Origin of the sequence: Corynebacterium lizhenjunii (genome assembly GCF_011038655.2) — a bacterium.
Lineage (GTDB): Bacteria > Actinomycetota > Actinomycetes > Mycobacteriales > Mycobacteriaceae > Corynebacterium > Corynebacterium lizhenjunii.
Window position 1 is genome coordinate 1,151,406 of record NZ_CP064954.1, and the last position, 26,956, is coordinate 1,178,361.

Genomic DNA, 26,956 nt, shown 5'->3' on the forward strand with positions numbered 1-26,956 from the left:
CCAAGCAAGGTAGACTAGCTCCATGGCTTTTGCTGCAGAACATCCTATCCTGGCTGAGTCCGAACACCGCCCGGTAAGCGCCATTGAACGTCGCGCCAAGGCCTTCGAGGTCGTCTCCGAGTATGAACCCGCAGGTGATCAGCCTGCGGCAATTGCAGAGTTAGACCGTCGCTTGCGCGCTGGTGAGCGGGATGTGGTGCTGCTGGGTGCTACCGGTACCGGCAAGTCTGCGACCGCTGCGTGGTTGATTGAAAAGCAGCAGCGACCCACCCTGGTCATGGCTCCCAATAAGACTCTGGCCGCGCAGCTGGCTAATGAGTTGCGCCAGCTGCTTCCCAACAACGCTGTGGAGTATTTCGTTTCCTACTACGACTACTACCAGCCGGAGGCCTACATTGCGCAGACGGATACCTACATTGAAAAGGACTCCTCGATTAATGAGGACGTGGAGCGGTTGCGGCACTCGGCCACCTCTGCGCTGCTGTCCCGGCGTGATGTGGTGGTGGTTTCATCCGTGTCCTGCATCTACGGCTTGGGCACACCGCAGTCCTACTTGGACCGCTCCGTGTTGTTGGGCGTGGGGGAGGAAGTAGAGCGTGACCGTTTCTTGCGCCTGCTGGTAGATATTCAATACGAGCGCAACGATATTGGCTTTAGCCGTGGCACCTTCCGCGTAAAGGGCGATACGGTGGACATCATTCCGGCTTATGAAGAGCGCGCTGTGCGCATTGAGTTTTTCGGCGATGAGGTAGATGAGCTGTACTACATTCACCCGCTGACTGGAGACGTGTTAGAACGTGTGGAGGAGGTGCGCATTTTTCCGGCCACCCATTACGTGGCGGGCCCGGAACGCATGGAAAAAGCGGTAGCCGACATCAAGGAGGAGCTGGCGCAACGTCTGGCTGACTTGGAAAACCGCGGTAAGTTGCTGGAGGCCCAGCGGCTGCGCATGCGTACCGAGTATGACCTGGAGATGATCGAGCAGGTGGGCTTTTGCTCGGGCATCGAGAATTATTCGCGCCACATTGATGGCCGTCCCGCGGGCAGCGCGCCGGCAACCTTGATGGACTACTTTCCAGAAGACTTCCTTACCATCATTGATGAGTCCCATGTGACTGTCCCGCAGATCGGCGGCATGTTTGAAGGCGATATGTCGCGCAAGCGCAACCTGGTGGAATTTGGTTTCCGCCTGCCGTCTGCGGTGGACAACCGGCCGCTGACCTTCGAAGAATTTGAACAACGCGTGGGCCAAACGGTGTACCTGTCGGCGACGCCGGGAGACTATGAGCTGGCCGCTGCCCAGGGCGAGTACGTCGAGCAGGTCATTCGCCCCACCGGCCTGGTGGACCCGAAGGTCACGGTGCGGCCGACGAAGGAGCAGATTGATGACTTAATCCATGAAGTCCGCCAGCGAGTGGAAAAAGATGAGCGCGTCCTGGTCACTACCTTGACTAAGCGGATGGCGGAGGACTTGACCGATTACTTGCTGGAGAACGGCATTAAGGTGCGCTATCTGCACTCGGATATTGATACTTTGCAGCGCGTGGAGTTGCTGCGCCAGTTGCGCTTAGGCGAATATGACGTGTTGGTGGGTATTAACTTGCTGCGAGAGGGCTTGGACCTGCCGGAAGTCTCTCTGGTGGCCATCTTGGACGCGGACAAGGAGGGCTTCTTGCGTTCAACGAAGTCGTTGATCCAGACCATCGGGCGCGCGGCTCGCAATGTCTCTGGTGAGGTCATCATGTACGCCGATAAGATCACGGACTCGATGGCAGAGGCTATTGAGGAGACAGAGCGGCGCCGCGAGAAGCAAATTGCCTATAACACGGAACACGGCATAGACCCTCAGCCGCTGCGCAAAAAGATTGCCGATATTTTGGACCAGGTCTATGAAGACGCAGGCGACGAAGCATCCGACGGGTCTGGGCGCGGAAGTGGGAGGGAGTCTGACCCGGCTACGTTGGTAGAGCGCCCGCAGGTGGAGTCTATGGCAGCGGATGAGATTCAGAGGCTCATTGATGATCTGACGGCACAAATGGGAGCTGCTGCCCGGGAGTTGAAGTTTGAACTCGCAGGTAGGCTGCGTGATGAGATTATGGATCTGAAAAAAGAGTTGCGCGGAGTCAAAGAGGCGGGCATTTAACCCCTGCGCTGGCCGTGGTACCGGTTATACTTTCTGGGAACACAAGTGGAGTAGTGAGGAAAACATGAAATACAACACCATTGCGGTAGGCACGGACGGCTCGGATACCTCCCTGCGGGCGGTGCGCACCGCAGCGTCCCTGGCCGCGGTATATGACGCAGACTTGATTGTTGTCTCCGCCTTCGGTAGCCATGACAAGGTGGGCACCCGTCAGGAGCGTGACGCGGAGATCCCCGTGATCTCGGAGGACATGTCGCAGACCTTCCTTAAGGCTGCACAAGACATTGCCACCGAGGAGGGCGCGAAACGCATCCACGTGATCGCCAAGTCTGGGGACCCGGTGGCCACCATGCTGGAAGTGGGCAAATACTACCAGGTGGACTGCTTGGTAGTGGGGAACAAGGGCCGCAATTCCGTGCGGGATCGCGTGCTGGGCTCTGTGGCCACGGAATTGATGCGCAAGGCATACGTGGATGTGGTTGTGGCGAACACCTCTGATGATCGCTAAATGATCCTCTGGTGGTTAGACTGGTAACGGATTTACTACTTCCTTTCTAGAAAGGCCGCCATGAGCGATTACAACAAGATTGTCGTTGGTACCGATGGATCAAAGTCCTCCCTGCTGGCAGTGGAACGCGCGGCAAAAATTGCCGCGGCTTTTGACGCTACCTTGATCATTGGCTGTGCTTATTACGAGAACAAGGAAGAAGCGTCGAAGACGCTGCGCCAAGACTCGGTGACCATCCTGGGAGATGAAAAAGCCCAGGCTAATCTGGTGGCTGGCAAGGAGCACGCGGAATCCTTCGGCGCCACCAAGATCGAAACTGCTGTGCGCCCGGGCACCCCGGTGCAGGCGTTGATGAACATAGTCAATGACTTCGGCGCTGATTTGCTGGTGGTGGGTAACCGCGGCATTAACTCCCTGACCGGTCGCCTGTTGGGCTCTGTCCCAGCCGACGTTGCCCGGCAGTCCGATTGCGACGTGATGATTGTGCACACCGTCAGCTAACCGAACGGAGTTTTAAGCCCCCGGCATTATGCCTAGATGTCGAGGGGCCCGACGATAGTCAAGGTTTGCGTAGCCCGAGTAATGGCGACGTAGAGATTGTTTAGCCCTTGCGGGGAAGCAGCCACAATCTCTGCCGGGGCAACCACGGTGACATGGTCATATTCCAATCCTTTGGCTTCTACCACCGTGGAGGCGTCGATGATGGCATTGAGTCGGCCGTCCTCATCGGTAAACACGCGGGGGTGGGGGCGGGAAGACTCGTCTAAAGGCACATAGTTCACCGCGATACCTTCGCGCACCGCCACTGCGGGTACCGCCAGCGGATCAATAACGGCCAGTACCCGGTTGGCGAGCTCGGTCACCGGCTCTGGGGTGCGGTAGTTTACGGTGAGCTGATGGTGACGGAAGCGAGCACCCACGAAGGGCTCCAACGTCTCTTCCCAGGAGTCCACACCGGCAGGTGCGCCGGTTTGCGCGGTATCGCCCACCAAGGTCATCCACCGGGAGGGGCTGCGGCGAAACACCATGCGCCATTCCATAGGGGTGAGCTCTTGGGCCTCATCAATGATCACGTGGCCGTAGGCCCACGTGTGATCAGCTTGCGCGCGTTGGGCAGTGGTGCGGGCATCACGCACCTCCTGGCGGCGCGCTAGATGCTCTGCGTCAATGACGTCGGCGGCTGAGAGAATCTCTGCCTCAAACATGTCGTCGTCATTATCTGTGGCTTCTGAGGAAGCAAGGATGTCGAGGGCTTCAGCGGCATCGGCAAGCTGCTCCCGCCATTGCTGCTCCGCCGTAGCCTGGGCCTGCTCCGGGTCCGGCAGCCCCACCAGCACCGCCAGCTCATCCAAGAGGGCGGCGTCGGCTGCAGACCAGGCGGTGGGGTGCTCGCGGTAAAGCGCCTGTTGGGTCTCCTCATCGTATTCATGCGCGGCGGCCGCGATAGTCTCCTGGCTGCCCAGCAAATCAGCCAGCACCTGGGTCGGATGGAGGTGCGGCCACATCTCCTCAATGAGATCCTGGACGTCCTGGTTGTCTGCAAGATCATCATGCAGCTGGTCAATATCGGCGCGAGAGAGCAGATTAGCGCCGCCCAGGGGATCTGCTCCGATACGCTGCGCCAACTGCTGCGCCAGCTGCTCCTGCAGTTGCTCTGCGAAGGCCCCGCGCGCAATGTTGTGCGGCTTGCGGCTACGCCTAGCACGCGTGCGAGCGGCCTTGACCATGGCGGGGCTTACCTGCAGTCGAATACTATCCACCCGCACCTCCCGGTCAGTTTCCGGCAGACGTTGGTAGAGCTTGACCGCGTTTCCCAGAATGTCGACCATTGCCTCGGAACCCTTGATTTCCTGGGCCAGCAAACTGTCTGTGGATACGGGCGATACGCCTGGAAAAAGCTCGCCAATAGTGGAGAGCACCACGCCGGTCTCACCGAGTTCTGGCAGAACGTGGGAAATATAGTTGAGGAACGTCGTGTTGGGGCCCACGATGAGCACACCGGTGGCGGCCAGCATTTCCCGATGGTGATAAAGCAAATAGGCCACACGGTGCAAGGCCACTGCCGTTTTGCCAGTTCCGGGACCGCCCTCTACCACCATTACACCGCGCGTAGAGTCCCGGATAATCTCATCCTGCTCGCGCTGAATGGTCTCCACAATAGAGCTCATATGCCCAGTACGGGCGCGCTGCAGCGCCGCGTGGAGGGCGGACTCTCCAGCTACGCCGGCGTCCTCGGTTGCCACGGCGGACTCGGTTGCTACGGCGTCCGCAGCCGCCGTAGCCGAAGACGCTGCAGCCGAAGACTCTGAGGGGTGGCCGTAGTGGGTGAGGATTTCATCGTGAATATCGGTTACGGTGCGTCCCCGGGTACGGATATGCCGACGCAAAGCCACCCCCTCCGGGGAGGCCGTAGTAGCCAGGTAAAAGGGCCGGGCCATGGGCGCACGCCAGTCCAACAACAGCGTACGGTAGTCATCCGCCCTATCATCGAGGCCCATGCGGCCAATGTAGCGGCGGTCTAGCCCCTCCGGGGTGGGGTTATCGCCCGGGGCGTCAATATCTATGCGCCCAAAGACCAGTCCCAGCTGCGCCACATGCAGCTTATCCAGCTTTGCCTGCAGCCCGTGATACTCCGTTTCGCGGCGAACCAGCGCATCTGAATCGGGGTTAGCGGGATCCACGTCGGCCTCCACCTTCGCCAACCGGGCATTCGCGGCAGCAACTTCAGCGTCTAGCCGGTCGAAGAGTCCGGTGACATAGTCCTGCTCGGCGGCAATTTCTGCGGTACGTGCAGAACTGACAGGGCGGGGGTGGGAAGTCACTGTGGGGCATCTCCTATCGCAGCGAGGTGTCGGTCGCGGCCAACTCCGCCAGGTGGGGCACCGCCGGTGTGGCACAGGCAAGTGGCAGGGCGCAGGCGGGGCGGGGCTCAGGCGGGCAGGCCGGAATAAAAAATAACGCGACGGACAAGCATACGCTTAGTCCGCCGCGAAAAGCGCTGTGGCGAAGTTAGATCTTATCGCCGAACTTCTTCAGCGCCTTGGATACGGCCTTATCTGCCTGCTTCTGCAGCTTTTCTGCCTTGGCGGCCGCCTTCTTGGCGTTGCGCGAGTCCGTTACCTCTTCCAGTGCCTTATCAGCGCGCTTTTGCGCCTTCGAGGCGTTTTTGACCAGAGACTTGCGGGCTACCTTGGAGTTCTTCTCGGCCTTCTTGAGGAAGTCCTGGCCCTGCTTGCGCCAATCATCAGCGTTATCCTCAATGAAGTCCTCGACGGCCTCACGTGCGTCTTCAACGTAAGACTTCGCGGTGTCTAGCAAGTTGCGTCCTGCCTTCTCCCAGTCGCCCCGGTTGTCTTCGACATAAGCCTGGGCCTTGTCGGTGGTCTCCGACAGCCAGCCCTGCGCCTGGGAGGAGAGCTCCTGAGCGCGGGAAGAGACGTTGTCTGCAAACTTCTCGGTCTCGGACTTAGTGGGCAATGCGGCAGCGACCTTCTTGGAGGTGCGCTTGGAGACATCCTGTGCGCGCCAACGCAAGGAGGGGTTGCCTTCGGTGTCCTGGGTCAAGATAGCCAGTGCACCCAGCAGGGCGGCGTTGGTGATGAAACCGTTGCGCTGCTCCTCCTTGGCTTCCTTATCCCCAGCGGACCAGAAAGCGTTGCGGCCCACCACAGTGGGAAGGTGGGTCAGCGCCAGTACGGCTGCGGAGGTGCGGGGAGCCTTGCCCAGCGCGAAGAGGGAACCCGAGCCAACCTTAGCTCCGGCGAAGGCCTTGGTGACGAGCTCCGGGTCGCGCGGAATGTAGGAGGAGTACGGTGCCGGAATTACCTTGCGTAGCGTGGCAAGCACGGATTCGGTTTCCGAGACGTGGTCCTTGGTGTTGCGCAGCGTGTCCACGCCATCCCACACGAAGACGGAAGCCAAGACCGGACGGGCGAACTTACGAATCATAAAAAAGACTCCTTCAAGGTGTGCACCTTTTAGCGAATTTTGCGGAATTTCTTATCGTTCGGGCTGGATTAAAGCCCACACGTACACAAGGGTACTTGATCTTTGGTCTGCATGTCGGGCCAGAGGATTCGGCTACCAGCGACGCTGCCACCATTGCTCTAGCTGGGGGCGCTCCTCACCCAATGTCGTGGCCTTTCCGTGTCCCGGCCGAACAATGGCCTCATCTGGGTAGACATCAAAAATTCGCTCGGTGACATCCCGATACAGGCGCACAAAGTCGTTTTCACTATCAGTCTTGCCCAGGCCCCCTGGAAAGAGGCTGTCCCCAACAAAAAGATTGGTCACCCCATCAATTTCGGCGGCTAGGGCAGCGCCCCCAGGGGTGTGCCCGCGCAGGATCATCACCGGCAGCTCGTGGCCAGCAAAGCTCAGCGTGTCGCCGTGGTGGAGCTCTTCAGCTACCGTCACTGGCAAGGCGGGGGAATCCAGGAAGGAGCTATAGTGCTTCGCCCCTGTAGTGGCGATGACCTCCTCTAGTGCGCGCACATGGTCCCAGTGGCGGTGGGTAGTCAGCACAGCGGTGATGCGCACCCCAGCCTGGTGGGCTAGTTCGAGTAGGGCCTTGGCGTCAGCGGCGGCATCGACAAGCAAGGCTTGCTCCCCGTCATGGAGGAGATAGCAGTTGTTGTCCATCTCGGACACGGAAATATGTTCCAGATAAAGTGGGTTGGTCATAGCAGATAGCCTACGGGTAGTTTTGAACTTTAGTGCGCACACAGCGAGAGTGATAGTGAAAGGGATGGAAAGCTAGTGGCAGATCGCCTTGTAGTCCGCGGGGCTCGTGAACACAACCTCAAAGGGGTAGACGTAGAGCTGCCTCGTGACAAAATGGTGGTCTTTACTGGATTATCTGGCTCGGGAAAGTCCTCGCTGGCCTTTGACACGATCTTCGCGGAGGGACAGCGCCGCTACGTGGAGTCCTTGAGCTCCTACGCGCGCATGTTCCTGGGGCAGATGGATAAGCCAGATGTGGAGTTTATCGACGGCCTGTCCCCGGCGGTGTCCATTGACCAGAAGTCCACCAACCACAACCCGCGCTCAACGGTGGGCACTATTACTGAGATCTATGACTACCTACGTTTGCTTTTCTCCCGCGCGGGCACGCCCCATTGCCCGGTGTGCGATGCCGTCATTGAGCGTCAGACTCCGCAGCAAATTGTCGATGCCGTCTTGGCTCGCCCTGAGCGTGCCAAGTTCCAGGTGCTGGCCCCGGTGGTGCGCAAGCGTAAGGGCGAGTTTGTGGATCTCTTTGCGGACCTGGCAGGCCAGGGTTATTCCCGCGTTCGCGTCGATGGCGAGGTCTATCAGCTCAGTGATCCGCCGAAGCTGAAGAAGCAAATCAAGCACAACATTGATGTGGTGGTGGACCGCCTGCAGGTCAAGGAATCTGCTAAGCAACGCCTGACTGACTCGGTGGAAACCGCGCTCAAACTCGCCGATGGTCTAGTGACAATCGAGTTCGTCGACGACCCTGAGCTCACCCACACCTACTCAGAGAAGACCTCGTGCCCCAACGGGCACCCCTTGGCCATTGAGGAATACGAGCCGCGCGCGTTTTCCTTCAACGCCCCCTTCGGCTCCTGTCCGGCCTGTGATGGTCTGGGCACCCGCCTGGAAGTGGACGTGGATTTGTTGATCCCGGACATGGATGCCCCGGTGGTCAAGGCCGTGCAGCCATGGTATTCATCGCCTAACTCCAACTACTTTGTCAAGCTCATCGAGGGCCTGGCCAAAGCCATGGACTTTGACCCGCAAGCGCCCGTGGGTGAATTGCCGGCACAGGCACGGGAGGCGCTGATCTACGGCACGGACACGGAAGTTTCCGTACGTTACAAAAACCGCTATGGGCGCCAGCGCAATTGGACTGCGCCTTTTGAAGGTGCGGTGGGCTTTTTGGAACGTAAGCTGGAAACCACGGACTCGGACTCCCAGAAGGACCGGCTACTGCAATACACCCGCCGGGTAGCGTGCCCCACGTGCAAGGGCACGCGCTTGAAGCCAGAGATTCTGGCGGTGCGGCTGGAATCTACTACTCACGGGGAGCAGTCCATTGCTGGACTGGCGGCGCTGTCTATTGAAGACGCCTCTGAGTTTTTAGACTCCCTTGTCTTGGGCAAGCGCGAAGAAATCATTGCTGGGGCAGTATTGAAAGAAGCCCAAGCCCGCCTGCGCTTCTTGCTAGATGTGGGGCTCAACTACCTGACTCTCGACCGTGGCGCCTCGACCTTGTCCGGCGGGGAGGCTCAGCGCATTCGCCTGGCCACCCAGATCGGTTCGGGGCTCGCGGGCGTGCTCTACGTCTTAGATGAGCCCTCGATTGGGCTGCACCAGCGGGATAACCAGCGCCTAATTGCTACTTTGAAGCGGCTGCGCGATATTGGTAACACGCTCATTGTGGTGGAACATGATGAGGACACCATCAGGGAGGCCGACTGGCTGGTCGATGTCGGACCACGCGCGGGAGAGTACGGCGGCGAGGTGGTCTACCAAGGTCCTCCAGAGGGCATCGTCAAAGTTGAGCAATCCTTGACCGGGCAATACCTATCCGGGGCAAGGGTCCTGGACGTGCCGGCGCAGCGGCGCGCAATAGACCCGGAGCGCATGCTGCGGGTGGTGGGCGCGCGGGAGAACAACCTCAAGGGCATTGACGTCGAAATTCCCCTGGGCGTGCTGGCGTGTGTGACCGGCGTGTCTGGCTCCGGCAAATCTACGGTGGTTAACCAAATTCTGGCCAAGACGCTGGCGAACCAGCTCAACCGGGCGCGGCAAGTGCCCGGGCGGGCTAAGCGCGTGGAGGGCATGGAACACCTGGACAAGCTGGTGCAGGTAGACCAAAGCCCCATTGGGCGCACGCCGCGGTCGAATCCGGCCACTTATACCGGGGTGTTTGATAAGGTGCGTAACCTGTTTGCGGAAACCCTAGAGGCGAAGGTCCGCGGCTACAAGCCAGGGCGCTTTTCCTTCAACGTCAAAGGCGGGCGTTGCGAAGCCTGCCAGGGTGATGGCACGCTGAAGATCGAGATGAACTTCCTGCCGGATGTCTACGTTCCCTGTGAGGTGTGCCACGGGGCGCGCTACAACCGGGAGACCCTAGAGGTGACCTACAAGGGCAAGAACATTGCTGAGGTCCTGGACATGCCCATTTCCGAGGCGGCGGAGTTTTTCGAGCCGATCACCTCCATTCACCGTTATTTGGCCACGCTGGTGGATGTGGGATTGGGCTACGTGCGGTTAGGGCAGGCAGCCACCACACTGTCTGGTGGCGAGGCCCAACGCGTCAAGTTGGCTTCCGAGTTGCAAAAGCGCACCAACGGTCGCACTGTCTACATCCTGGATGAACCCACCACGGGCCTGCACTTTGAGGACATCCGCAAGCTGATGATGGTGATTCAGTCCCTGGTGGATAAAGGCAATTCGGTCATTATCATTGAGCACAACTTGGACGTGATTAAGGCCGCTGATTGGATTGTCGACATGGGCCCAGAAGGCGGTGCGGGCGGTGGCACCGTTGTGGCGGCCGGTACTCCGGAGGAAGTGGCTACAATCAAGGAATCCTATACGGGACAGTTTTTGGCGCCGTTGTTGGCGAGGAAGTGAGGCTGTAGCGTGTCGGTTTGGAATGTGTATAGGGGTGGTGATAGACTCACCGCTACTACCGCCCAGCGGACCTGGACACGGGCCCGTGGGTCGCAAGTGGAGTTTCTCCCACCCGCTGCCGCAGCGTACATCTGATAGTTTAAGGGCTTGGCCCGGTTGATGGCGCTGTTGGACAAGGGTAAAAGGTTGCAGTAGCCCCCGGGCTACTGTCCTGTGAGAACTCCCGGTGTGCACGTAAGTGGACGCCGGGTTTTCGCTTGTGGTCCTGTGGTAGGCAAGCTACATTCATCTTGACCCAAGGAGACCACAATCAGCGCTGAAGCTCGCATTAATGAGCGCATCCGAGTTCCCGAGGTCCGCCTGGTCGGACCCGGCGGTGAGCAGGTTGGCATTGTCCGCACGGACGACGCCCGTAAGCTCGCATACGAAGCAGACCTAGATCTGGTTGAGGTGGCACCCAACGCTAAGCCGCCGGTGGCCAAGATCATGGACTACGGCAAGTATAAGTACGAGTTGGCCCAGAAGGCTCGCGAGTCTCGCAAGAACCAGCAGCAGACTGTGGTTAAGGAACAAAAGTTCCGTCCGAAAATCGATGACCATGATTATGAGACCAAGAAGTCTAATGTAGTGCGCTTCCTGGAAAAGGGCTCCAAGGTCAAGGTCACCATCATGTTCCGCGGCCGCGAGCAATCGCGTCCGGAGCTGGGTTTCCGCCTGCTAGAGCGTCTTGCAGAAGACGTCAAAGAAGTAGGAAACGTTGAGGCCCGCCCGAAGCAGGATGGCCGCAACATGACCATGGTCCTCGGGCCAATCCGCAAGGGCAAGAAGTAGACAACACTGACAACGGGAATTAAAGGACTTAACTCTCATGAAGCAGAAGACCCACAAGGGCACCGCCAAGCGTATCAAGGTGACCGGTTCCGGCAAGCTGCGCCGTGAGCAGGCCGGCCGCCGCCACCTGCTGGAGGGCAAGCCGTCCAAGCAGACCCGCCGCCTGAAGGGCACCGTGGAAGTCGCCCCGGCAGACACCAAGCGCGTCAACCGCCTGCTCGGCCGCTCCTAACTAGCGCCGAATTCAACCCACAACCATAAACCACGAGATTTAAGGAAGTATTACTGTGGCACGAGTAAAGCGCTCAGTTAACGCCAAGAAGAAGCGCCGCGCGATTCTGAAGTCCGCTAAGGGCTACCGCGGCCAGCGCTCCCGCCTGTATCGTAAGGCCAAGGAGCAGTGGCTGCACTCCATGACTTACGCTTACCGCGACCGTCGCGCCCGTAAGTCTGAGTTCCGTAAGCTGTGGATCCAGCGCATCAACGCCGCAGCTCGCATGAATGACATCACCTACAACCGCCTCATCCACGGCCTGCGCCTGGCTGAGATCGAGGTGGACCGTAAGATTCTTGCCGAGCTCGCTGTCAACGACTTCGAGGCTTTCTCCGCGCTGTGCGAGGCTGCGAAGGCTGCCCTGCCGGAGGATGTTAACGCTCCTCGCGCTGCTTAAGAATTAACCTTAAGCATTCTTTATACCCCGCGGCCGCACGTGGCCCGGGGTATACGTGTATGTGCAGCCGCTTCGAGTCCGTTAGTCGCCCCACTAGTACAGTAGGGGGAATGAACTTGGACTTCTCCGCTGCATTTACCCAACGCACCCCGCGTATTGTCAACGCTGCTAAGCTGCACCGCGCCGCAGCCCGGCGTAAGGCGAAGCAGTTTCTGATTGAGGGCGAAAATGCGGTGGACGCAGCGGTGTCCACGGGCGCGGCGACCGACATTTTTGTCACCGAGCAGGCAGCGCAGCGCTTTAGCCACATTATTACTGCCGCAGGTTACATGGATGTCTACGTTCATCCCATTACGGACAAGGCTGCGCAGTACCTCTCCGATACCGCTAGCACCACGGGGTTGTTTGCTGTGTGCCGCCACGTTTTGTGGTCGCCCGGCAAAATTCTGGGCGCCCGCCCGCAGCTGGTGTGCGTGCCGGTGCTTACGGCAGAGCCAGGCAATGCAGGCACCCTTATCCGTACAGCTGATGCCATGGGGGCCGATGGGGTGATTTTTGCGGGAGAGACTGTGGATCCCCTGGGGAGCAAGGTGGTGCGTTCTTCGGCTGGCTCGTTGTTCCATATTCCGGTGGCGCGCGAGCCTAATGTGCAGGATGTGCTGGGGCAATTGCGCCGCGCGGGCATGCAGATTGTGGCCACGGCCGCCGACGGGGACGTCGATGTCGCAGATGCAGATCTCTGCGCGCCCACCGCGTGGCTGTTCGGCAATGAGGCCCACGGCTTAGGCCCGCTGCTGGAGCAAGCTGATGTGCGGGTGCGAATCCCCATCGTGGGCCGCGCGGAGTCCCTTAACCTGGCAACTGCGGCCAGTATTTGCCTCTATGAGTCCGCAAAAGCTCACCGTAGGCAGGAGCTCTAGCTTGCCGATGTGGCTTGCCGATGCCCCCTCACCCGTTGCGCTGTGCAGCCTCCTGGGTGGGGTAAGATGACCGGCGTTAGTTTTCCGCAGGCAGAAAGTGCATAGGCTCGTGTCCGACACACCTCAGATCGATTTGTCCGAAGCCGCGTTGGGTGCGGCTGCTGATGCCGCTGTAGCGGCTTTTGATGGCGCTTCCACCTTGGAGGAGCTGGCCGCTGCTCGCCGCGAGCATTTGGGTGAGCAGGCGTATATTGCGCGGGCCCGGATGTCGCTAGGGCAGTTGCCTAAGGATCAGCGCAAGGACGCCGGTAAGAACGTCAATATGGCTCGCGGCCGGGTGGAGAAGCACTTTGCCAGCGTGCGGGAGGTGCTGGAACAGCAGGCCCGTGCCGCGCAGCTGCGTGAGGAAACCGTAGACGTTACCGTGCCAACGACGCGCTCCCAGACCGGTGCACTGCACCCGATCACCGCGTTAAGTGAGCGGATCGCGGACATCTTCGTGGGCATGGGCTGGGAGATTGCGGAAGGCCCAGAGGTCGAGGCTGAATACTTTAACTTTGACGCCCTGAACTTCAAGCCAGACCACCCCGCGCGCACGCTGCAGGATACGTTCCATGTTTCTGTACCAGGATCCAAGCAGGTTTTGCGCACGCACACCTCCCCGGTGCAGGTGCGTACCATGCTGGAGCGCGAAGTGCCGCTGTATATCGCCTGCCCGGGGCGGGTGTTCCGTACCGATGAGTTGGACGCTACGCACACTCCGGTGTTCCACCAGGTAGAAGGCCTGGCGGTTGACAAGGGATTGACCATGGCCCACCTGCGCGGCACGCTGGATCACCTGGCCAAGGTCCTTTTTGGCCCGGAGACCAAGACCCGGATGCGCACCAATTATTTCCCATTTACGGAGCCTTCCGCCGAGGTCGATGTGTGGTTCCCCAATAAGAAGGGCGGCGCCGGCTGGATCGAGTGGGGCGGCTGCGGCATGGTCAACCCCAACGTGCTGCGCGCTGTGGGTGTAGACCCGGAGGTCTACACCGGTTTTGCCTTCGGCATGGGCCTCGAGCGTACCCTGCAGTTCCGCAATGGCCTCAGCGATATGCGCGATATGGTCGAAGGCGATGTCCGCTTCACGCTGCCGTTCGGCGTCCAGGCTTAACAGTTACCCAGAAAGGATTAGACACCATCATGCTTATTTCCCAGAACTGGGTTACCGGCCTGCTCGGCGCACATAACCCGGGGTGGTCTGTGCCTGCGGCAGAAATGGACGCCGGCTTTGTGCGCGTGGGCTTTGAGACTGAAGGATATGCCGCCCTACCGGAATCTACCGGACCGCTAGTCATTGGCCAGGTGGCGGAGATTGAAGAGCTCACGCAGTTTAAAAAACCCATTCGCTACTGCCAGGTCAACGTCGGCGAGGCCAACGGTACTGGCCAGCTGCAGGGCATTATCTGCGGTGCACGCAACTTCCGCTTGGGCGACTACGTGGTGGTGGCACTGCCGGGCGCGGTACTGCCGGGCGGTTTCGCCATTGCAGCCCGGGAGACTTATGACCACATCTCCAACGGCATGCTGTGCTCCGCGGCAGAGCTGGGTTTGGCAGAAAAGTCTGATGGCATTATCACGCTGGGCGGCGAGTTTGCCCCGCACGTGGGCCAGGACGCCCGCCCGCTCATTGGCCTGGTGGATACGGTCTTTGACGTCAACATCACCCCGGACCGCGGCTATGCGCTGTCTGCTCGGGGCCTCACGCGGGAGCTCGCGTCTGCTTTCGACCTGGATTTTGTGGACATTGCTGCTGAACCCGCAGCTGCCGGAGTTGCGCTGACTGCAGTCCCGGCGCCGGAAGGGGAGACCCTAGCTGTTGAGGTGCGGGAGGAGACCAGGGCTATCCGTTTCGGCGTGCGTAAGGTCAGCGGCATCGACCCGGAAGTGCGTAGCCCTTATTGGCTAGAGCGCGAGCTGATGCTATCTGGCCAGCGCCCCGTTAATGTGGCCACCGACGTGACCAACTACGTCATGTTGCTGCTGGGCCAGCCCATGCACGCTTTCGATGCCCAGCAGATTTCCGGCACCCTGGTGGTGCGCAACGCCGCTGAAGGTGAGGTGTTTGAGACTCTGGATCACGTCAAGCGCACTCTGAGCGCTGAGGACGTGGTGATCTGCGATGACCACGGTGTGCAGTCTCTAGCCGGTGTGATGGGCGGGACTACCTCGGAGATCTCGGAGCAGACTACCGATGTCTACTTTGAGGCGGCTACCTGGGACCCCATTACGGTGGCGCGCACGTCGCGCCGCCACAAGTTGTCCTCTGAAGCTTCCCGTCGTTTCGAGCGCGGCGTGGATCCCGCTTTGGTAGAGGTGGCCTTGGACGTGGCTTGCCAGCTGTTGACCGAGATTGCCGGTGGCACCGTGGAGGCCACGCGTACCTTGGTGGGAGACGTTCCCCAGCGCCAGGTGGTGCGCATGCGTACTGCGCGCCCCAGCGAGTACGCCGGGGTGGAGTACTCCGCCCAGACTGTCATCTCCCGTCTGGAAGAGGTGGGCTGCCAGGTCCGCGAGCTCACGGACGGTCAACTAGAGGTTCAGGTGCCCACCTGGCGCACCGACATCTCCATGGATGTGGACCTGGTGGAGGAGATCTTGCGCCTGGAGGGCCTGGAGGATATTCCGTCCATCTTGCCCACTCCGGTGGGTGGGCGCGGGCTTAGTGCCGCCCAGAAGCGCCGCCGTGCTATCGGCCATGGCCTGGCTTATGGCGGCTACGCGGAGGTGTTGCCCTCGCCGTTTATTGCTCAGTCCACGTTTGATGTGTGGGGGCTGGAGCCTGCCGATGCCCGCCGTCGTACCGTCGCCGTGCAAAACCCGCTGGAGGCTGACAAGGCCGCGCTGAGCACGACGCTGCTGCCAAATCTGCTGGAGGCCCTGGCGCGCAATGTGGCCCGCGGCCGCACGGATGTGGCCCTGTTCGGTGTGCAACAAGTCAGTTTCCGCCGTGCTGATTCTTCGCCGATGCCTTCTGTGGCAGCACGCCCTGACGATGCCGCCCTGGCTGAGCTGATGGAGTCCCTTCCGGAACAGCCGCTGCATGTGGCTACTGTGGCCTGCGGTCAGTGGGAGCTGGCGGGGCCTTGGGGCCAAGGCCGTGATTATGGTTATGCGGACGCCATCGAGTCCGCACGTCTGGTGGCCCGCGCTGCTGGGGTAGACCTCGAAGTCGAGGCCGGCGCGGAATTGCCGTGGCATCCGGGCCGTTGCGCCGCACTCGTGGTGCGCGATGGTGCCGGGGAGCCTCGCGTGGTTGGCCACGCTGGTGAGCTCCACCCGCAGATTGTGGAGGAGCTGGGCCTGCCAGCCCGCACCTGTGCAATGGAGCTGGACGTGACGGCTTTGCCGTTGGAGGAGCGTTTCCCAGCCCCGGTGCTTTCTGCATTCCCGGCTCTGCACCAGGACTTGGCGCTGGTGGTTGACGAGGATGTCCCGGCAGAGTCCGTGCGTGCTGCCGTGGAGCAAGGCGCAGGCGAGTTGCTAGAGTCCGTGGCCCTGTTCGACGTCTTCCGTGGTGAGCAGCTGGGGGCAGGAAAGAAGTCCTTGGCCTTTGGGCTGGTCTTCCGCGCACCCGATCGCACGCTGACCGATGAGGAAGTCAACACCCACCGGCTGGCTGCAGCGACGCTGGCCGAGGAGCGCTTCGGTGCCACCATGCGCGCCTAAAGCGAGGTTCTCCAGCAAACGGTCTGTATAAATTGCACCCATTTGCATAATTTGTGTTATGCTGGGGTGCATGACCATTTCCATCGCAGTTGCAGGCGCCTCCGGCTATGCCGGCGGCGAAATTTTGCGCCTCCTGCTAGCTCACCCGGCCTATGCAACCGGGGAGTTGGAGATTGGCGCACTAACTGGCCACTCCACTGCGGGGGCCAGTGTGGGTGAGCTCATGGCCCATCTGCCGCAACTGCGTCAGCGCCGTATTGTCGAAACTACTGCGGAAAACCTGGCAGGCCATGACGTAGTCTTTCTGGCGCTGCCACACGGTCACTCCGCGGAGATCGCCGGGCAGCTAAGCCCCGATGTATTAGTAATCGACTGCGCGGCAGACTACCGCTTGCGGGATGCGGATGCTTGGCAGCAGTACTACGGCACGCAGCACGCGGGTTCCTGGCCTTATGGAATCCCGGAGATGCCGGGGCATCGGCAAGCTATAGTGCAGGCCCGGCGGGTGGCTGTGGCGGGATGTTTCCCCACTGCGGTGACCACGGGGGTGCTGCCTGCCGTGGTGGGGGAGCTTATTGAGCCGGATTTGTCCGTTATCGCCGTGACCGGGGTGTCTGGGGCCGGCAAGAAAGCTGCGGTGGCCTTGTTGGGCGCGGAGACCATGGGCAGCTTGCGGGCCTATAACCCAGGCGGAAAGCACCGGCATACCCCAGAGATTGTCCAAAACGTCCGTGAATACTTAGCGCCGGAAGCTGCGCCGAAGGTGACGTTTACACCAGTGCTAGCCCCGCTGACTCGGGGAATCCTGGCCACGGTAACCGCCCCTCTGCTGCCCGGAGTAGGGCCGGAGCAGATACGCAAGGTCTATGAGGACTTTTATGCTCAAGAGCCCTTCTGCCTGGTCTTGCCAGAAGGACAACAGCCGGAGACGCAGAACGTGGTGGGCACCAACATGGTCCACATTCAGGCTCACGTTGATCAGACGGCTGGAAAGCTCATTGTTACCGCGGCCCTGGACAATCTGTGTAAGGGTACCGCTGGCGGCGCCGTGCAGTGCATGAATCTGGCGCTGGGCCTTCCAGAGACTGCGGGCCTACCCATGGCCGCGGTGGCCCCCTAATACCTCCTCCCTCACTTAAAAGAAAGGTCTCAACGTGACTGCTTCGACTCCTTCCCCCAGCGCTACCGGGGTATGTGCTCCCACCGGTTTTGCAGCCAGCGCTACCACCGCTGGCATTAAGCCTTCAGGTAAACCGGATATGGCCGTGGTGGTGAACCAAGGCCCGCAGGCTAATGCCGCCGGGGTGTTTACACGCAACCGGGTGGTCGCCGCACCGGTGACGTATAGCCGGGCAGCGCTGGCGGATGGTCAGCTGCGGGCGGTGTTGTTTAATTCCGGTAATGCGAATGCCTGCAACGGGAAGCAGGGTCTGGCTGATACCACCGCAATGGCCCAGCGTGCGGCGGAGTTGCTCGATCTCGACCCGCAGCAGGTGGCGGTGTGTTCTACGGGGCTTATCGGTGAGCTTTTGCCCATGGATGTGGTACTGGGTGGGGTAGAGGCGCTAAACAATCTGGGTGCCGACGGGCATGCCGCGGCCACGGCGATCATGACGACGGATACGGTGGCCAAGGAAGCCACCGCGTACCGCGAGGGTTGGACCATGGGCGCCATGGGCAAAGGAGTAGGCATGATGGCTCCATCGCTGGCCACGATGTTGGTGTGCATTACTACCGATGCCGTGGCCAGCCCTCAGGCGCTGCAGGGGGCGCTAGAGGGGGCATCGGCAGTGACGTTTAACACCCTGGATGTGGACGGGTCTACCTCCACCAATGACACGGTGATCATCATGGCCAACGGGGCTTCGGGAGTCGAGCCTAGCCCAGAGGAACTAAATGCCGCGGTGCTGGAGGTGTGCGCCAGCCTGGCGGACCAGATGCAGGCTGATGCCGAGGGCGTGACCAAGCGGGTGCGCATTAGCGTCGAAGGAACCGCGAGCGATGCCCAGGCCCTCAATGCTGCGCGCACCATTGGGCGCGACAACCTATTTAAGTGCGCCATGTTTGGCTCTGACCCGAACTGGGGGCGCGTGTTGGCCGCCGTGGGCATGGCGGATGCCGAGATGGACCCGGAGAATATCTCTGTCTACTTCAATGGCGCGCCCGTGTGCGTGGGCTCAACCGGGGTACCTGGAGCGCGCGACGTGGACTTGAGCGGCGTGGATATTGACGTTCGCGTGGACCTGGGCACCGGCGGACCGGGGCAGGCATTCGTGCGTACCACGGACTTGTCCCACGCCTATGTGGAGATTAATTCGGCGTATAGCTCTTAACCAGGGAAGGTATAACAGGCCGAGCAGGGCAAACCCGAGGTGGACCGGGCAAAGCCGAGGTGGACAGGGCAAAGCCGAGCTGGATAGGGCCAAAAGAGAGGAAGTGAGACATGATTTCACATCTGAGCAATTATGAGCGGGCGACGGTGCTGGCCGACGCCTTGCCGTGGTTACAGCATTTTCGGGATGCCATCGTGGTAGTCAAGTATGGCGGTAATGCCATGGTGGATGAGCAACTGCGAGAGGCGTTTGCTCAGGACATGGTGTTCTTGCGCACCGTGGGGGTTAAGCCCGTGGTGGTCCATGGTGGCGGGCCGCAGATTTCTGCCATGTTGGAGCGCGTGGGGCTAGAAGGCGAGTTTCGCGGCGGCTTCCGGGTGACCACGCCAGAAGTTATGGACATTGTGCGCATGGTGCTCTTTGGCAAGGTGGGCCGCGAGTTGGTGGGGCTCATCAACTCCCACGGCCCCTACGCGGTAGGCACCTCGGGTGAAGACGCGGCCCTATTTACCGCTACCAAGCGGTTGGTGGACGTCGACGGACAGGCAACCGACATTGGGCAGGTAGGTGACATTGTCGATGTCAACCCAGCAGCCTTGATGGACATTATTGATGCGGGGCGCATTCCGGTAGTTTCCACCATTGCGCCAGGGCTAGACGGTGAGGTCTACAACATCAATGCTGATACCGCAGCGGGTGCCTTGGCCGCAGCACTTGGGGCTGAGCGCCTGGTGATTTTAACCAATGTGGAAGGTCTGTACACGGACTGGCCCAACCGGGACTCGCTGGTATCTAAAATTGAGGCCGCCGATTTGAGCGCGGTCTTGCCGGGGCTGGATTCCGGGATGATCCCCAAGATGGAGTCTTGTCTGCGCGCTGTGGAACAGGGGGTTAATGCCGCCCACGTGATCGACGGGAGGATCGCACACGCGGTGCTGCTGGAGTTGCTGACCCCGGGCGGTATCGGCACGATGGTGCTTCCTGATGGCTACCAGCGAACCAACTACCCAGACGGAACAGTCTTTAGGAAGGATGACCACAAATGAGCCAACCGAGTACCCCCTTGACCACTGCGTGGGGCGAGGTATTGATGAACAATTATGGCACCCCGCCGCGCGGACTTGTGTCTGGCTCGGGTGCCACCGTCACGGATGAGGCTGGGCAGACGTATGTAGATATGCTCGCTGGCATTGCCGTGAATTCTTTGGGACATGCCCATCCGGCGGTGGTAGAGGCCGTGAGTCGCCAGATTGCCACCCTGGGGCATGTTTCTAATCTCTTTGCCTCTGAACCGGTGGTGGATGTGGCCCGGCAGTTGCGCGAGCGGGTCGGGGACACCTCAGCCCGGGTGATGTTTGTCAATTCCGGGGCGGAGGCCAATGAGGCAGCTTTCAAGCTGGCACGCTTGACTGGCCGCTCGCGGATCCTCGCGGCCAAAGATGGCTTCCACGGCCGCACCATGGGTGCCCTGGCGCTAACCGGCCAGCCCGCTAAGGCCCGTCCCTTCGCGCCGTTGCCAGGTGGTGTGGAGTTCTACCCGTACGGAGATGCCGCTTACGTCCGCGCACTGGTGGAGATAAACCCGCAGGACACCGCAGCTATAATCCTGGAACCGATTCAAGGAGAGACCGGGGTAGTCCCCGCCCCGGAGGGCTTCTTGGCCGCGCTGCGTGAACTGTGCGATGAGTACGGCATCTTGCTCATCGTAGACGAGGTCCAAACAGGCGTGGGGCGCACTGGCACCTTCTTTGGCTATGAGTCTGCGGGCATTGTGCCTGATGTGATCACCATGGCTAAAGGATTGGGAGCGGGGCTGCCCATTGGGGCGTGCATTGCCCGCGGCAAGGCAGCAGAGTTATTTACTCCCGGCAGCCATGGCACCACCTTCGGCGGCAATCCCGTGGCCTGCGCAGCCGCACAGGCGGTGCTGGCGCAGGTAGATGCCCAGTTCTTGGCTGATGTGGTGCGCAAGGGGGACTACCTGCGTCGGCAGCTTGAGGCTATGGAGCATGTCAGTCAGGTGCGCGGCAATGGGCTGATGTTAGGCGCTGTTCTGGATGTGCCCGTGGCGAAGGAACTGGTGCAGGCTGGCCTGCGGCAGGGGGTTATTCTCAACGCCCCCACCGATGCCGTGGTGCGGTTGACCCCGCCGCTGGTCATTAGTGAAACAGAGATTGATACCGCAATCGCCCGGATGGGCGCAGCACTGAAAGAGGTGTGTTAATGCCCCGGCATTTTCTCGCAGACGATGATGTAACCCCTGCTGAGCAGGCAGAAATCTTGGATATTGCTTTGGAACTCAAGGCGGCCCCCTTTAGCCGGCGGCCGCTGGAGGGGCCCAAGTCGGTCAGCGTTCTATTTGATAAGACCTCCACGCGCACCCGGTTTTCTTTCGAGGCCGGAATCGCCGAGCTTGGTGGGCATGCCATTGTGACCTCGGCGGGGTCAACCCAGATGGGCAAGGGGGAGACCTTGCAAGATACCGCAGCGGTGCTGTCGCGCTACTGTCACGCTATTGTGTGGCGCACCTATGACCATGAGGGCTTTGCGCAGATGGCACAGACCTCCCGGGTGCCGCTGATCAATGCGCTCTCGGATGACCTGCACCCCTGCCAAATCCTGGCAGACTTGATGACCATTCGGGAGAACTTCGGCAAGACCCAAGGCCTCAAGGCTTGCTACCTGGGCGATGGCGATAACAACATGGCAAATTCCTACCTGATTGGCTTCGCCACGGCGGGAATTGACATCACAATAATTGCGCCGGAGGGTTTCCAACCGCAGCAGCGCTTTGTGGAACGGGCGCAGGCGCGGGCGCGTGAAACCGGGGCCCGCGTGGTGGTTACGGATGATGTCTCCGCAGTGGCAGGGGCCAATGTGGTGATCACCGACACCTGGGTGTCTATGGGCCAGGAAAATGACGGCAAGGATCGCCGCACGCCTTTCCTGCCTTATCAAGTCAATACGGATATTATGCAGCAGGCGGATTCGCAGGCGATCTTCTTGCACTGCCTGCCCGCGTATCGTGGAAACGAAGTTACCGCGGAGGTAATCGACGGCCCGCAATCCCGGGTTTTCGATGAAGCCGAAAATCGTCTGCACGCCCAAAAAGCTGTGTTGACGTGGCTGCTGACGCATCAAACTGCTTAACAAGGAGAACCCCTAGTCATGGCAATCACCCCTCCCAACCGTAACGCCCGCCAGGCGAAAATCTTGGAGATCTTGGACCGCACCCGGGTTACCAGCCAAGTGCAGCTCTCGGAGCTGCTCCTGGATGAGGGCATTGACATCACCCAAGCTACGCTATCGCGCGATCTGGATGAGCTCGGTGCGAAGAAGGTCAAACGGGATGGTGGGCGTTCCTTCTACGTGGTGGGCGCGGAGACTGAGCAGTTTGAGGATCAAATCAGCGGTCCGCGTGACAAGCTGCGCCGCATGATTGACGAGCTGGTGGTAGCCACCGATTATTCTGGCAACCTGGGCATGCTGCGCACTCCCGCCGGCGCGGCCCAGTATCTGGCCTCCTTCATCGACCGGGCCGGTTTGCCGGATGTGGTGGGATGTATTGCTGGCGATGACACGATTTTTGTTCTGGCGCGTGAGCCGCTAAGCGGTCAAGAGGTTGTGCGCAGCCTGGTCAACCGCGATTAGGTTCCCGCACCCTTTTCGTATATTATTGGATGCACTGTATTCTTTTCACAATCTCTAGAGGAGATGACTTATGACTGCACGCGTAGTGCTTGCTTACTCTGGCGGCCTGGATACGTCCGTGGCCATTCCATACCTGGCTAAGATGACCGGCGGCGACGTAGTCGCTGTGTCCCTGGACCTGGGCCAGGGCGGCGAGGACATGGAGTCCGTGCGTCAGCGCGCCTTGGACTGCGGTGCCGTGGAGTCCATCGTTATTGATGCCAAGGATGAATTTGCCGAAGGCTACTGCCTGCCCACCATCCAGGCCAATGGCATGTACATGAAGCAGTACCCGCTGGTTTCTGCAATCTCGCGCCCGCTGATTGTCAAGCACCTGGTCAAGGCTGCCCAGGAGTTTGGCGGCACTCACGTCTCCCACGGTTGTACCGGTAAGGGTAATGACCAGGTCCGTTTCGAGGTCTCTTTCCGCGCCCTGGATCCCTCGCTAGAAATCATTGCTCCGGCGCGCGACTACGCTTGGACCCGCGATAAGGCCATCGAGTTTGCAGAAGAGATTAATCTGCCCATCGAGCAGTCCGCTTCTTCGCCATTTTCCGTGGACCAAAACGTGTGGGGCCGCGCGGTAGAGACGGGCTTCCTAGAGGATCTGTGGAACCCGCCTACTAAGGATCTCTACGCCTACACTGAAGATCCGGGCCTGGGCAATGCCCCGGATGAGGTCACCATCTCTTTCGACAAGGGCGTCCCGGTCGCTATTGATGGCAAGAAGCTCAGCGTTCTTCAGATCATCGAGGAGCTCAACCGGCGTGCTGGGGCACAGGGCATCGGCAGGCTAGACATGGTGGAAGACCGCCTGGTGGGCATCAAGTCCCGCGAGGTTTACGAAGCCCCGGGTGCCATCGTACTGATCAAGGCTCATGAGGCCCTGGAGGATGTCACCATGGAGCGCGAGTTGGCCCGCTACAAGCGCCTGACGGATGCTCGTTGGGGTGAGGAAGTCTATGATGGCCTGTGGTTTAGCCCGCTGAAGAAGTCCCTGGATGCCTTCATTGCTTCTACCCAGGAGACGGTTACAGGTGAGATTCGCATGGTCCTTCATGCCGGCACCGCTACTGTCAACGGCCGGCGTTCTGAGCAGTCCCTGTACTCCTTTGACCTGGCCACCTACGATACTGGGGATACCTTCGACCAGACCGCCGCTAAGGGCTTTGTGCAGCTGCACGGGCTGTCCACGCAGATTTCCAATCAGCGCGACCGCGAGGGTGGTTTCCCCACCGGGGCGGCACAGTAGGCCATGCAACAGCACAAAACTAATGAGGGTGCGCTGTGGGGCGGTCGCTTCAGCGGCGGCCCGGCGGACGCCATGTTTGCGCTCTCGGTCTCCACGCACTTCGATTGGGTGCTAGCACCCTATGATGTGCTGGCCTCGCAGGCACATGCCCGCGTGCTACACCGGGCCGGGCTGCTCAGCGACGCCGACTTGGACACCATGTTGGCAGGTCTCCAGGAGCTGGGCCGTCGCGTGGAGTCCGGCGAATTTACGCCTCTTGCTTCCGACGAGGACGTTCATGGTGCTATGGAGCGTGGCCTCATTGACATCGTGGGCCCGGAAGTCGGCGGCCGCCTGCGGGCTGGGCGTTCCCGCAATGACCAGGTGGCCACGCTGTTTCGTATGTGGTTGCGAGATGCCGTACGTGACATCGCCGTGCAAGTCACAGAGCTTGCCGATGCCCTTGTGGCCCAGGCAGCTGCCCACCCTGGGGCAATCATGCCGGGCAAGACCCACTCCCAGGCTGCGCAGCCGGTCTTGCTTGCGCACCAGCTGCTGGCCCACTCGCAGCCATTGTTGCGCGACCTGTCTCGCATCCAGGACCTGGATAAGCGTTTGGCTATCTCGCCTTATGGCTCTGGGGCGTTAGCGGGGTCTTCGCTGGCGTTGGATCCGGAGGCAATCGCTGCAGAGCTGGGCTTTGAGGCGGCGGCGGAAAACTCCATTGATGGGACCTCGGCGCGCGACTTCGCGGCGGAGGCGGCCTTTGTGCTGACTCAGATTGCCGTGGACATGTCGCGCCTGGCAGAGGAGATCATCTACTGGTGCACGCCTGAATACGGCTATGTCACTTTGGATGACTCCTGGTCAACCGGCTCCTCCATCATGCCGCAGAAAAAGAACCCGGATGTCGCTGAGCTTACCCGTGGTAAAACTGGGCGGCTGATTGGTAACTTGGCTGGTCTGCTTTCTACGCTAAAGGCCCAGCCCTTGGCCTATAACCGCGACCTGCAGGAGGACAAGGAGCCGATCGTGGACTCCGTGGCGCAGCTGAACTTGCTGCTGCCAGCTATGACCGGATTGGTCTCCACGCTGACCTTCCATGAAGAGCGTATGGCGGAGCTGGCTCCCCGCGGTTTTACCTTGGCTACCGACTTAGCTGAATGGATGGTGCGCCAGGGGGTACCGTTCCGTCAGGCTCATGAGGCATCGGGGGCGTGTGTTCGTCTGGCTGAAGCCAGGGGAGTAGACCTGGTCGATTTGAGCGACGCGGAACTGGCCAGTGTTGACGCCCGCTTGCGCCCGGAAGTCCGGGAGGTCTTGACGGTAGAAGGGGCGGTGGCCTCGCGTTCGACCAAGGGCGGAACCGCACGTGTGCGGGTTGATGAGCAGCGCGAGACGGTGGAACGGCTTAGCGCCGAGTACCGCCAGTGGGCGCAGACTCCTGTGCGAGCGCGATAGGATTTTCAGCTTGATGCCTTCGGATGGCCTAATAACCCCGAAATAGGGGTTTTTATTCAGGTCATCCGTTGGTGCTTGATGGCTCCTAGCTGCGATTCCCCTGGCTGGGCCATGGTGTGCTTTACTCGTAATTGTGGCTGGACGCACAGAATCTGGATGGTGGGATGTAGCATACGGGGCAGCGGTTCAGTGTGGTCTGGAACAAGTTTCCAGGCGCTACCGGTGAAGCCGGGAACCGCTGCCTTCGCTTAGATTGCACAGGGAGCAACCACCATGACTCACACGACGTCGGGACCTCACGAGTCCGAACGCGCCATGTTCGACGCCGAAGACAATGGTCTCCAGCAGGGGATGGGCAAACGTCAGTTGCAGATGATTGCCATCGGCTCAGCCATTGGTACCGGCCTTCTTTTAGGCTCCGGTTCACGCTTGCAGCAAGCCGGTCCCTCCTTAGCTATTCTCTATCTCATCTGCGGTTTCTTTGGCTATATCATCCTCCGGGCCCTCGGAGAATTAATCGTCTACCGCCCTAGCTCTGGCTCCTTTGTCTCCTACGCCCGTGAGTTCTATGGGGAAAAGGCTGCCTTCGTTACTGGCTGGCTCTACTGGGGCAACTGGGCAATGACGTTGGTCGCGGACGCGACCGCCGTTGCCATCTACATCAAATGGTTTGGCCAGTACACCACCTGGTTAGACCACACGCCCCAATGGCTCTTAGCCCTGGTGGTGGTCGGAGCGATCTTTTTCTTCAACATGCTCTCCGTAGCGATCTTTGGCCAGCTCGAGTACTGGTTCTCTATGATCAAGGTGGTGGCACTAGTCATCTTCATGCTCATCGCTATCGGCGTGTTGATTCTGGGCCACCCGTCCGGGGATCCCACCGGCTTTAGCCTCATTTCCAGTTCTGGCGGTTGGCTGCCTAATGGTGCACTACCTGCACTGATTGTCATTCAGGGTGTGGTGTTTGCCTACGCTGGCATAGAGTTGGTGGGCACCACCTCGGGCGAGACTAAGGACGTGCGCAAGCACATTCCCAGCGCAATCAACAGTGTGCTGTTTCGTATTGTGGTCTTCTACTTCGGCTCCATCTTGCTGCTGACCCTGGTGCTGCCGTACACCCTGTATAAGTCAGAAACCTCGCCCTTCGTGGTTTTCTTCGAATCCCTGGGCATCCCCTACGCGGCGGCAATCTTCCAGCTGGTGGTCATCACCGCCGCAATTTCCTCCCTGAACGCTGGCCTTTATTCAACCGGGCGCATCATGTACAACATGTCTCAGGCGGGATCTGGGCCAAAGTTTGGGGCGCGGATGTCGGCCTCCGGCGTGCCCTACGGGGGCATCGTCATGGCAGTCATCGTGGCCCTGGCCGGGGTCTTTTTGAACTATTATGTGCCGGAGATGGCGTTTGAAATTGTGCTCAACCTTGCAGCCTTGGGCACCTTGGCCTCCTGGGTAGCTATTGTGATGGCGCATCAAAAATTCGTGCGGCTTGCCAAACGCGGCCACTTCACCCGGCCGGACTACCGCTCGCCATTTGGTGTGGTGGGGGACTGGGCCACCGTTGTCTTCGTGGGCGTGGTCCTGGCTCTCACAGCAATCGATTATCCAATCGGTTCCTACTCCCTGTTGGCAACCATCGCGCTAATCCCCGTCTTTGCGTGCATGTGGTTCGCGTGGCGGGATCGCATCAACGCCATCGCTGAAGAGCGCAAAAGGACCCACCTGCCCAGTTTCCGCTTTGGCGCGGATCCGCACGAGGAACTGCGGTTGAAGGACGGCTAGCGTAGCAAGCCGCGCCTAAATGGCCACGGTGGACCGGCAGCGCTTGATAAGCCCAACGTGAAAAGGCCCC

At 60.3% G+C, this 26,956-nt stretch carries 22 protein-coding genes; 19 read left to right on the forward strand and 3 right to left on the reverse strand.

The genetic code is table 11. The annotated features are described in order from the left end of the window. Positions 1–22 precede the first annotated feature (22 nt). The 3 genes from uvrB to G7Y31_RS05360 all read left to right on the forward strand — a co-directional run bounded on the left by uvrB (position 23) and on the right by G7Y31_RS05360 (position 3,152). On the forward strand, positions 23–2,143 hold the full coding sequence (uvrB, locus tag G7Y31_RS05350) for an excinuclease ABC subunit UvrB (RefSeq protein ID WP_165010890.1): 2,121 nt from the start codon (positions 23–25) through the stop codon (positions 2,141–2,143). 64 nt (positions 2,144–2,207) lie between these two features. After that, the gene (locus tag G7Y31_RS05355) at positions 2,208–2,651 is read left to right on the forward strand and encodes a universal stress protein (RefSeq protein ID WP_165010893.1); all 444 of its coding nucleotides are present in this window, start codon (positions 2,208–2,210) and stop codon (positions 2,649–2,651) included. A 60-nt stretch (positions 2,652–2,711) separates the two neighbouring features. Next, on the forward strand, positions 2,712–3,152 hold the full coding sequence (locus tag G7Y31_RS05360) for a universal stress protein (protein WP_165010895.1): 441 nt from the start codon (positions 2,712–2,714) through the stop codon (positions 3,150–3,152). Between the two features lie 32 nt (positions 3,153–3,184). Here G7Y31_RS05360 and G7Y31_RS05365 read toward each other — a convergent pair whose 3' ends face one another. The 3 genes from G7Y31_RS05365 to G7Y31_RS05375 form a co-directional block, all read right to left on the reverse strand. After that, on the reverse strand, positions 3,185–5,473 hold the full coding sequence (locus G7Y31_RS05365) for a HelD family protein (RefSeq protein WP_165010897.1): 2,289 nt from the start codon (positions 5,471–5,473) through the stop codon (positions 3,185–3,187). A 187-nt stretch (positions 5,474–5,660) separates the two neighbouring features. Next, positions 5,661–6,599 (reverse strand): DoxX family protein, encoded by a 939-nt coding sequence (locus G7Y31_RS05370; RefSeq protein ID WP_165010899.1) that lies wholly within the window; start codon positions 6,597–6,599, stop codon positions 5,661–5,663. 132 nt (positions 6,600–6,731) lie between these two features. Continuing rightward, positions 6,732–7,334 (reverse strand): MBL fold metallo-hydrolase, encoded by a 603-nt coding sequence (locus G7Y31_RS05375; protein WP_165010901.1) that lies wholly within the window; start codon positions 7,332–7,334, stop codon positions 6,732–6,734. A 75-nt stretch (positions 7,335–7,409) separates the two neighbouring features. Here G7Y31_RS05375 and uvrA point away from each other — a divergent pair, with 75 nt between their 5' ends. The 16 genes from uvrA (at position 7,410) to G7Y31_RS05455 (ending at position 26,886) form a co-directional block, all read left to right on the forward strand. Then, entirely contained in the window at positions 7,410–10,256 is a 2,847-nt protein-coding gene (uvrA, locus tag G7Y31_RS05380) for an excinuclease ABC subunit UvrA (RefSeq protein ID WP_165010903.1), read from the forward strand. A gap of 309 nt (positions 10,257–10,565) precedes the next feature. Then, entirely contained in the window at positions 10,566–11,087 is a 522-nt protein-coding gene (infC, locus tag G7Y31_RS05385; RefSeq protein WP_165010940.1) for a translation initiation factor IF-3, read from the forward strand. Between the two features lie 37 nt (positions 11,088–11,124). Next, positions 11,125–11,319, forward strand: a complete 195-nt coding sequence (gene rpmI, locus G7Y31_RS05390) for a 50S ribosomal protein L35 (protein ID WP_165010905.1) — start codon at positions 11,125–11,127, stop codon at positions 11,317–11,319. Between the two features lie 55 nt (positions 11,320–11,374). Then, complete coding sequence (gene rplT, locus G7Y31_RS05395; protein ID WP_165010907.1) at positions 11,375–11,758, forward strand: 50S ribosomal protein L20; 384 nt, start codon at positions 11,375–11,377, stop codon at positions 11,756–11,758. A 110-nt stretch (positions 11,759–11,868) separates the two neighbouring features. Then, positions 11,869–12,678: a TrmH family RNA methyltransferase gene (locus G7Y31_RS05400; protein WP_165010909.1), complete on the forward strand. Its 810-nt coding sequence runs from the start codon at positions 11,869–11,871 to the stop codon at positions 12,676–12,678. 109 nt (positions 12,679–12,787) lie between these two features. Next, a complete protein-coding gene (pheS, locus tag G7Y31_RS05405) occupies positions 12,788–13,834 on the forward strand; it encodes a phenylalanine--tRNA ligase subunit alpha (RefSeq protein ID WP_165010911.1) in 1,047 nt (348 codons plus the stop codon). Positions 13,835–13,863: 29 nt separating this feature from the next. Beyond that, positions 13,864–16,389: a phenylalanine--tRNA ligase subunit beta gene (gene pheT, locus G7Y31_RS05410; protein WP_165010913.1), complete on the forward strand. Its 2,526-nt coding sequence runs from the start codon at positions 13,864–13,866 to the stop codon at positions 16,387–16,389. 70 nt (positions 16,390–16,459) lie between these two features. Continuing rightward, entirely contained in the window at positions 16,460–17,509 is a 1,050-nt protein-coding gene (gene argC / locus G7Y31_RS05415) for an N-acetyl-gamma-glutamyl-phosphate reductase (RefSeq protein ID WP_165010915.1), read from the forward strand. 34 nt (positions 17,510–17,543) lie between these two features. Further along, a complete protein-coding gene (gene argJ / locus G7Y31_RS05420; protein WP_165010917.1) occupies positions 17,544–18,722 on the forward strand; it encodes a bifunctional glutamate N-acetyltransferase/amino-acid acetyltransferase ArgJ in 1,179 nt (392 codons plus the stop codon). 110 nt (positions 18,723–18,832) lie between these two features. Further along, positions 18,833–19,768 (forward strand): acetylglutamate kinase, encoded by a 936-nt coding sequence (argB, locus tag G7Y31_RS05425; RefSeq protein WP_165010919.1) that lies wholly within the window; start codon positions 18,833–18,835, stop codon positions 19,766–19,768. Then, positions 19,765–20,946 carry an acetylornithine transaminase gene (locus G7Y31_RS05430; RefSeq protein WP_165010921.1) on the forward strand — a complete coding sequence of 394 codons (1,182 nt, stop codon included), beginning with the start codon at positions 19,765–19,767 and terminating at the stop codon, positions 20,944–20,946. Before argB ends, G7Y31_RS05430 begins: the two co-directional genes overlap by 4 nt. After that, positions 20,946–21,872, forward strand: a complete 927-nt coding sequence (gene argF, locus G7Y31_RS05435) for an ornithine carbamoyltransferase (RefSeq protein ID WP_165010923.1) — start codon at positions 20,946–20,948, stop codon at positions 21,870–21,872. The genes G7Y31_RS05430 and argF overlap by 1 nt, the downstream gene beginning before the upstream one ends. An 18-nt stretch (positions 21,873–21,890) precedes the next feature. Continuing rightward, positions 21,891–22,373, forward strand: a complete 483-nt coding sequence (locus tag G7Y31_RS05440; protein WP_165010925.1) for an arginine repressor — start codon at positions 21,891–21,893, stop codon at positions 22,371–22,373. A 70-nt stretch (positions 22,374–22,443) separates the two neighbouring features. Next, entirely contained in the window at positions 22,444–23,664 is a 1,221-nt protein-coding gene (locus G7Y31_RS05445) for an argininosuccinate synthase (RefSeq protein ID WP_165010928.1), read from the forward strand. Positions 23,665–23,667: 3 nt separating this feature from the next. Then, the gene (argH, locus tag G7Y31_RS05450; protein ID WP_165010930.1) at positions 23,668–25,104 is read left to right on the forward strand and encodes an argininosuccinate lyase; all 1,437 of its coding nucleotides are present in this window, start codon (positions 23,668–23,670) and stop codon (positions 25,102–25,104) included. Between the two features lie 273 nt (positions 25,105–25,377). Next, on the forward strand, positions 25,378–26,886 hold the full coding sequence (locus G7Y31_RS05455; RefSeq protein WP_165010932.1) for an amino acid permease: 1,509 nt from the start codon (positions 25,378–25,380) through the stop codon (positions 26,884–26,886). The last annotated feature ends 70 nt before the right edge of the window (positions 26,887–26,956 follow it).

Bases quoted from the DNA above. Each gene is read 5' to 3' on its own strand.
- uvrB (WP_165010890.1), top strand. From the start codon at position 23: ATGGCTTTTGCTGCAGAACATCCTATCCTGGCTGAGTCCGAACACCGC.
- G7Y31_RS05355 (WP_165010893.1), top strand. From the start codon at position 2,208: ATGAAATACAACACCATTGCGGTAGGCACGGACGGCTCGGATACCTCC.
- G7Y31_RS05360 (WP_165010895.1), top strand. From the start codon at position 2,712: ATGAGCGATTACAACAAGATTGTCGTTGGTACCGATGGATCAAAGTCC.
- G7Y31_RS05370 (WP_165010899.1), bottom strand. From the start codon at position 6,599: ATGATTCGTAAGTTCGCCCGTCCGGTCTTGGCTTCCGTCTTCGTGTGG.
- G7Y31_RS05375 (WP_165010901.1), bottom strand. From the start codon at position 7,334: ATGACCAACCCACTTTATCTGGAACATATTTCCGTGTCCGAGATGGAC.
- rpmI (WP_165010905.1), top strand. From the start codon at position 11,125: ATGAAGCAGAAGACCCACAAGGGCACCGCCAAGCGTATCAAGGTGACC.
- G7Y31_RS05400 (WP_165010909.1), top strand. From the start codon at position 11,869: ATGAACTTGGACTTCTCCGCTGCATTTACCCAACGCACCCCGCGTATT.
- pheT (WP_165010913.1), top strand. From the start codon at position 13,864: ATGCTTATTTCCCAGAACTGGGTTACCGGCCTGCTCGGCGCACATAAC.
- argC (WP_165010915.1), top strand. From the start codon at position 16,460: ATGACCATTTCCATCGCAGTTGCAGGCGCCTCCGGCTATGCCGGCGGC.
- argB (WP_165010919.1), top strand. From the start codon at position 18,833: ATGATTTCACATCTGAGCAATTATGAGCGGGCGACGGTGCTGGCCGAC.
- G7Y31_RS05430 (WP_165010921.1), top strand. From the start codon at position 19,765: ATGAGCCAACCGAGTACCCCCTTGACCACTGCGTGGGGCGAGGTATTG.
- argF (WP_165010923.1), top strand. From the start codon at position 20,946: ATGCCCCGGCATTTTCTCGCAGACGATGATGTAACCCCTGCTGAGCAG.
- G7Y31_RS05440 (WP_165010925.1), top strand. From the start codon at position 21,891: ATGGCAATCACCCCTCCCAACCGTAACGCCCGCCAGGCGAAAATCTTG.
- G7Y31_RS05445 (WP_165010928.1), top strand. From the start codon at position 22,444: ATGACTGCACGCGTAGTGCTTGCTTACTCTGGCGGCCTGGATACGTCC.
- argH (WP_165010930.1), top strand. From the start codon at position 23,668: ATGCAACAGCACAAAACTAATGAGGGTGCGCTGTGGGGCGGTCGCTTC.
- G7Y31_RS05455 (WP_165010932.1), top strand. From the start codon at position 25,378: ATGACTCACACGACGTCGGGACCTCACGAGTCCGAACGCGCCATGTTC.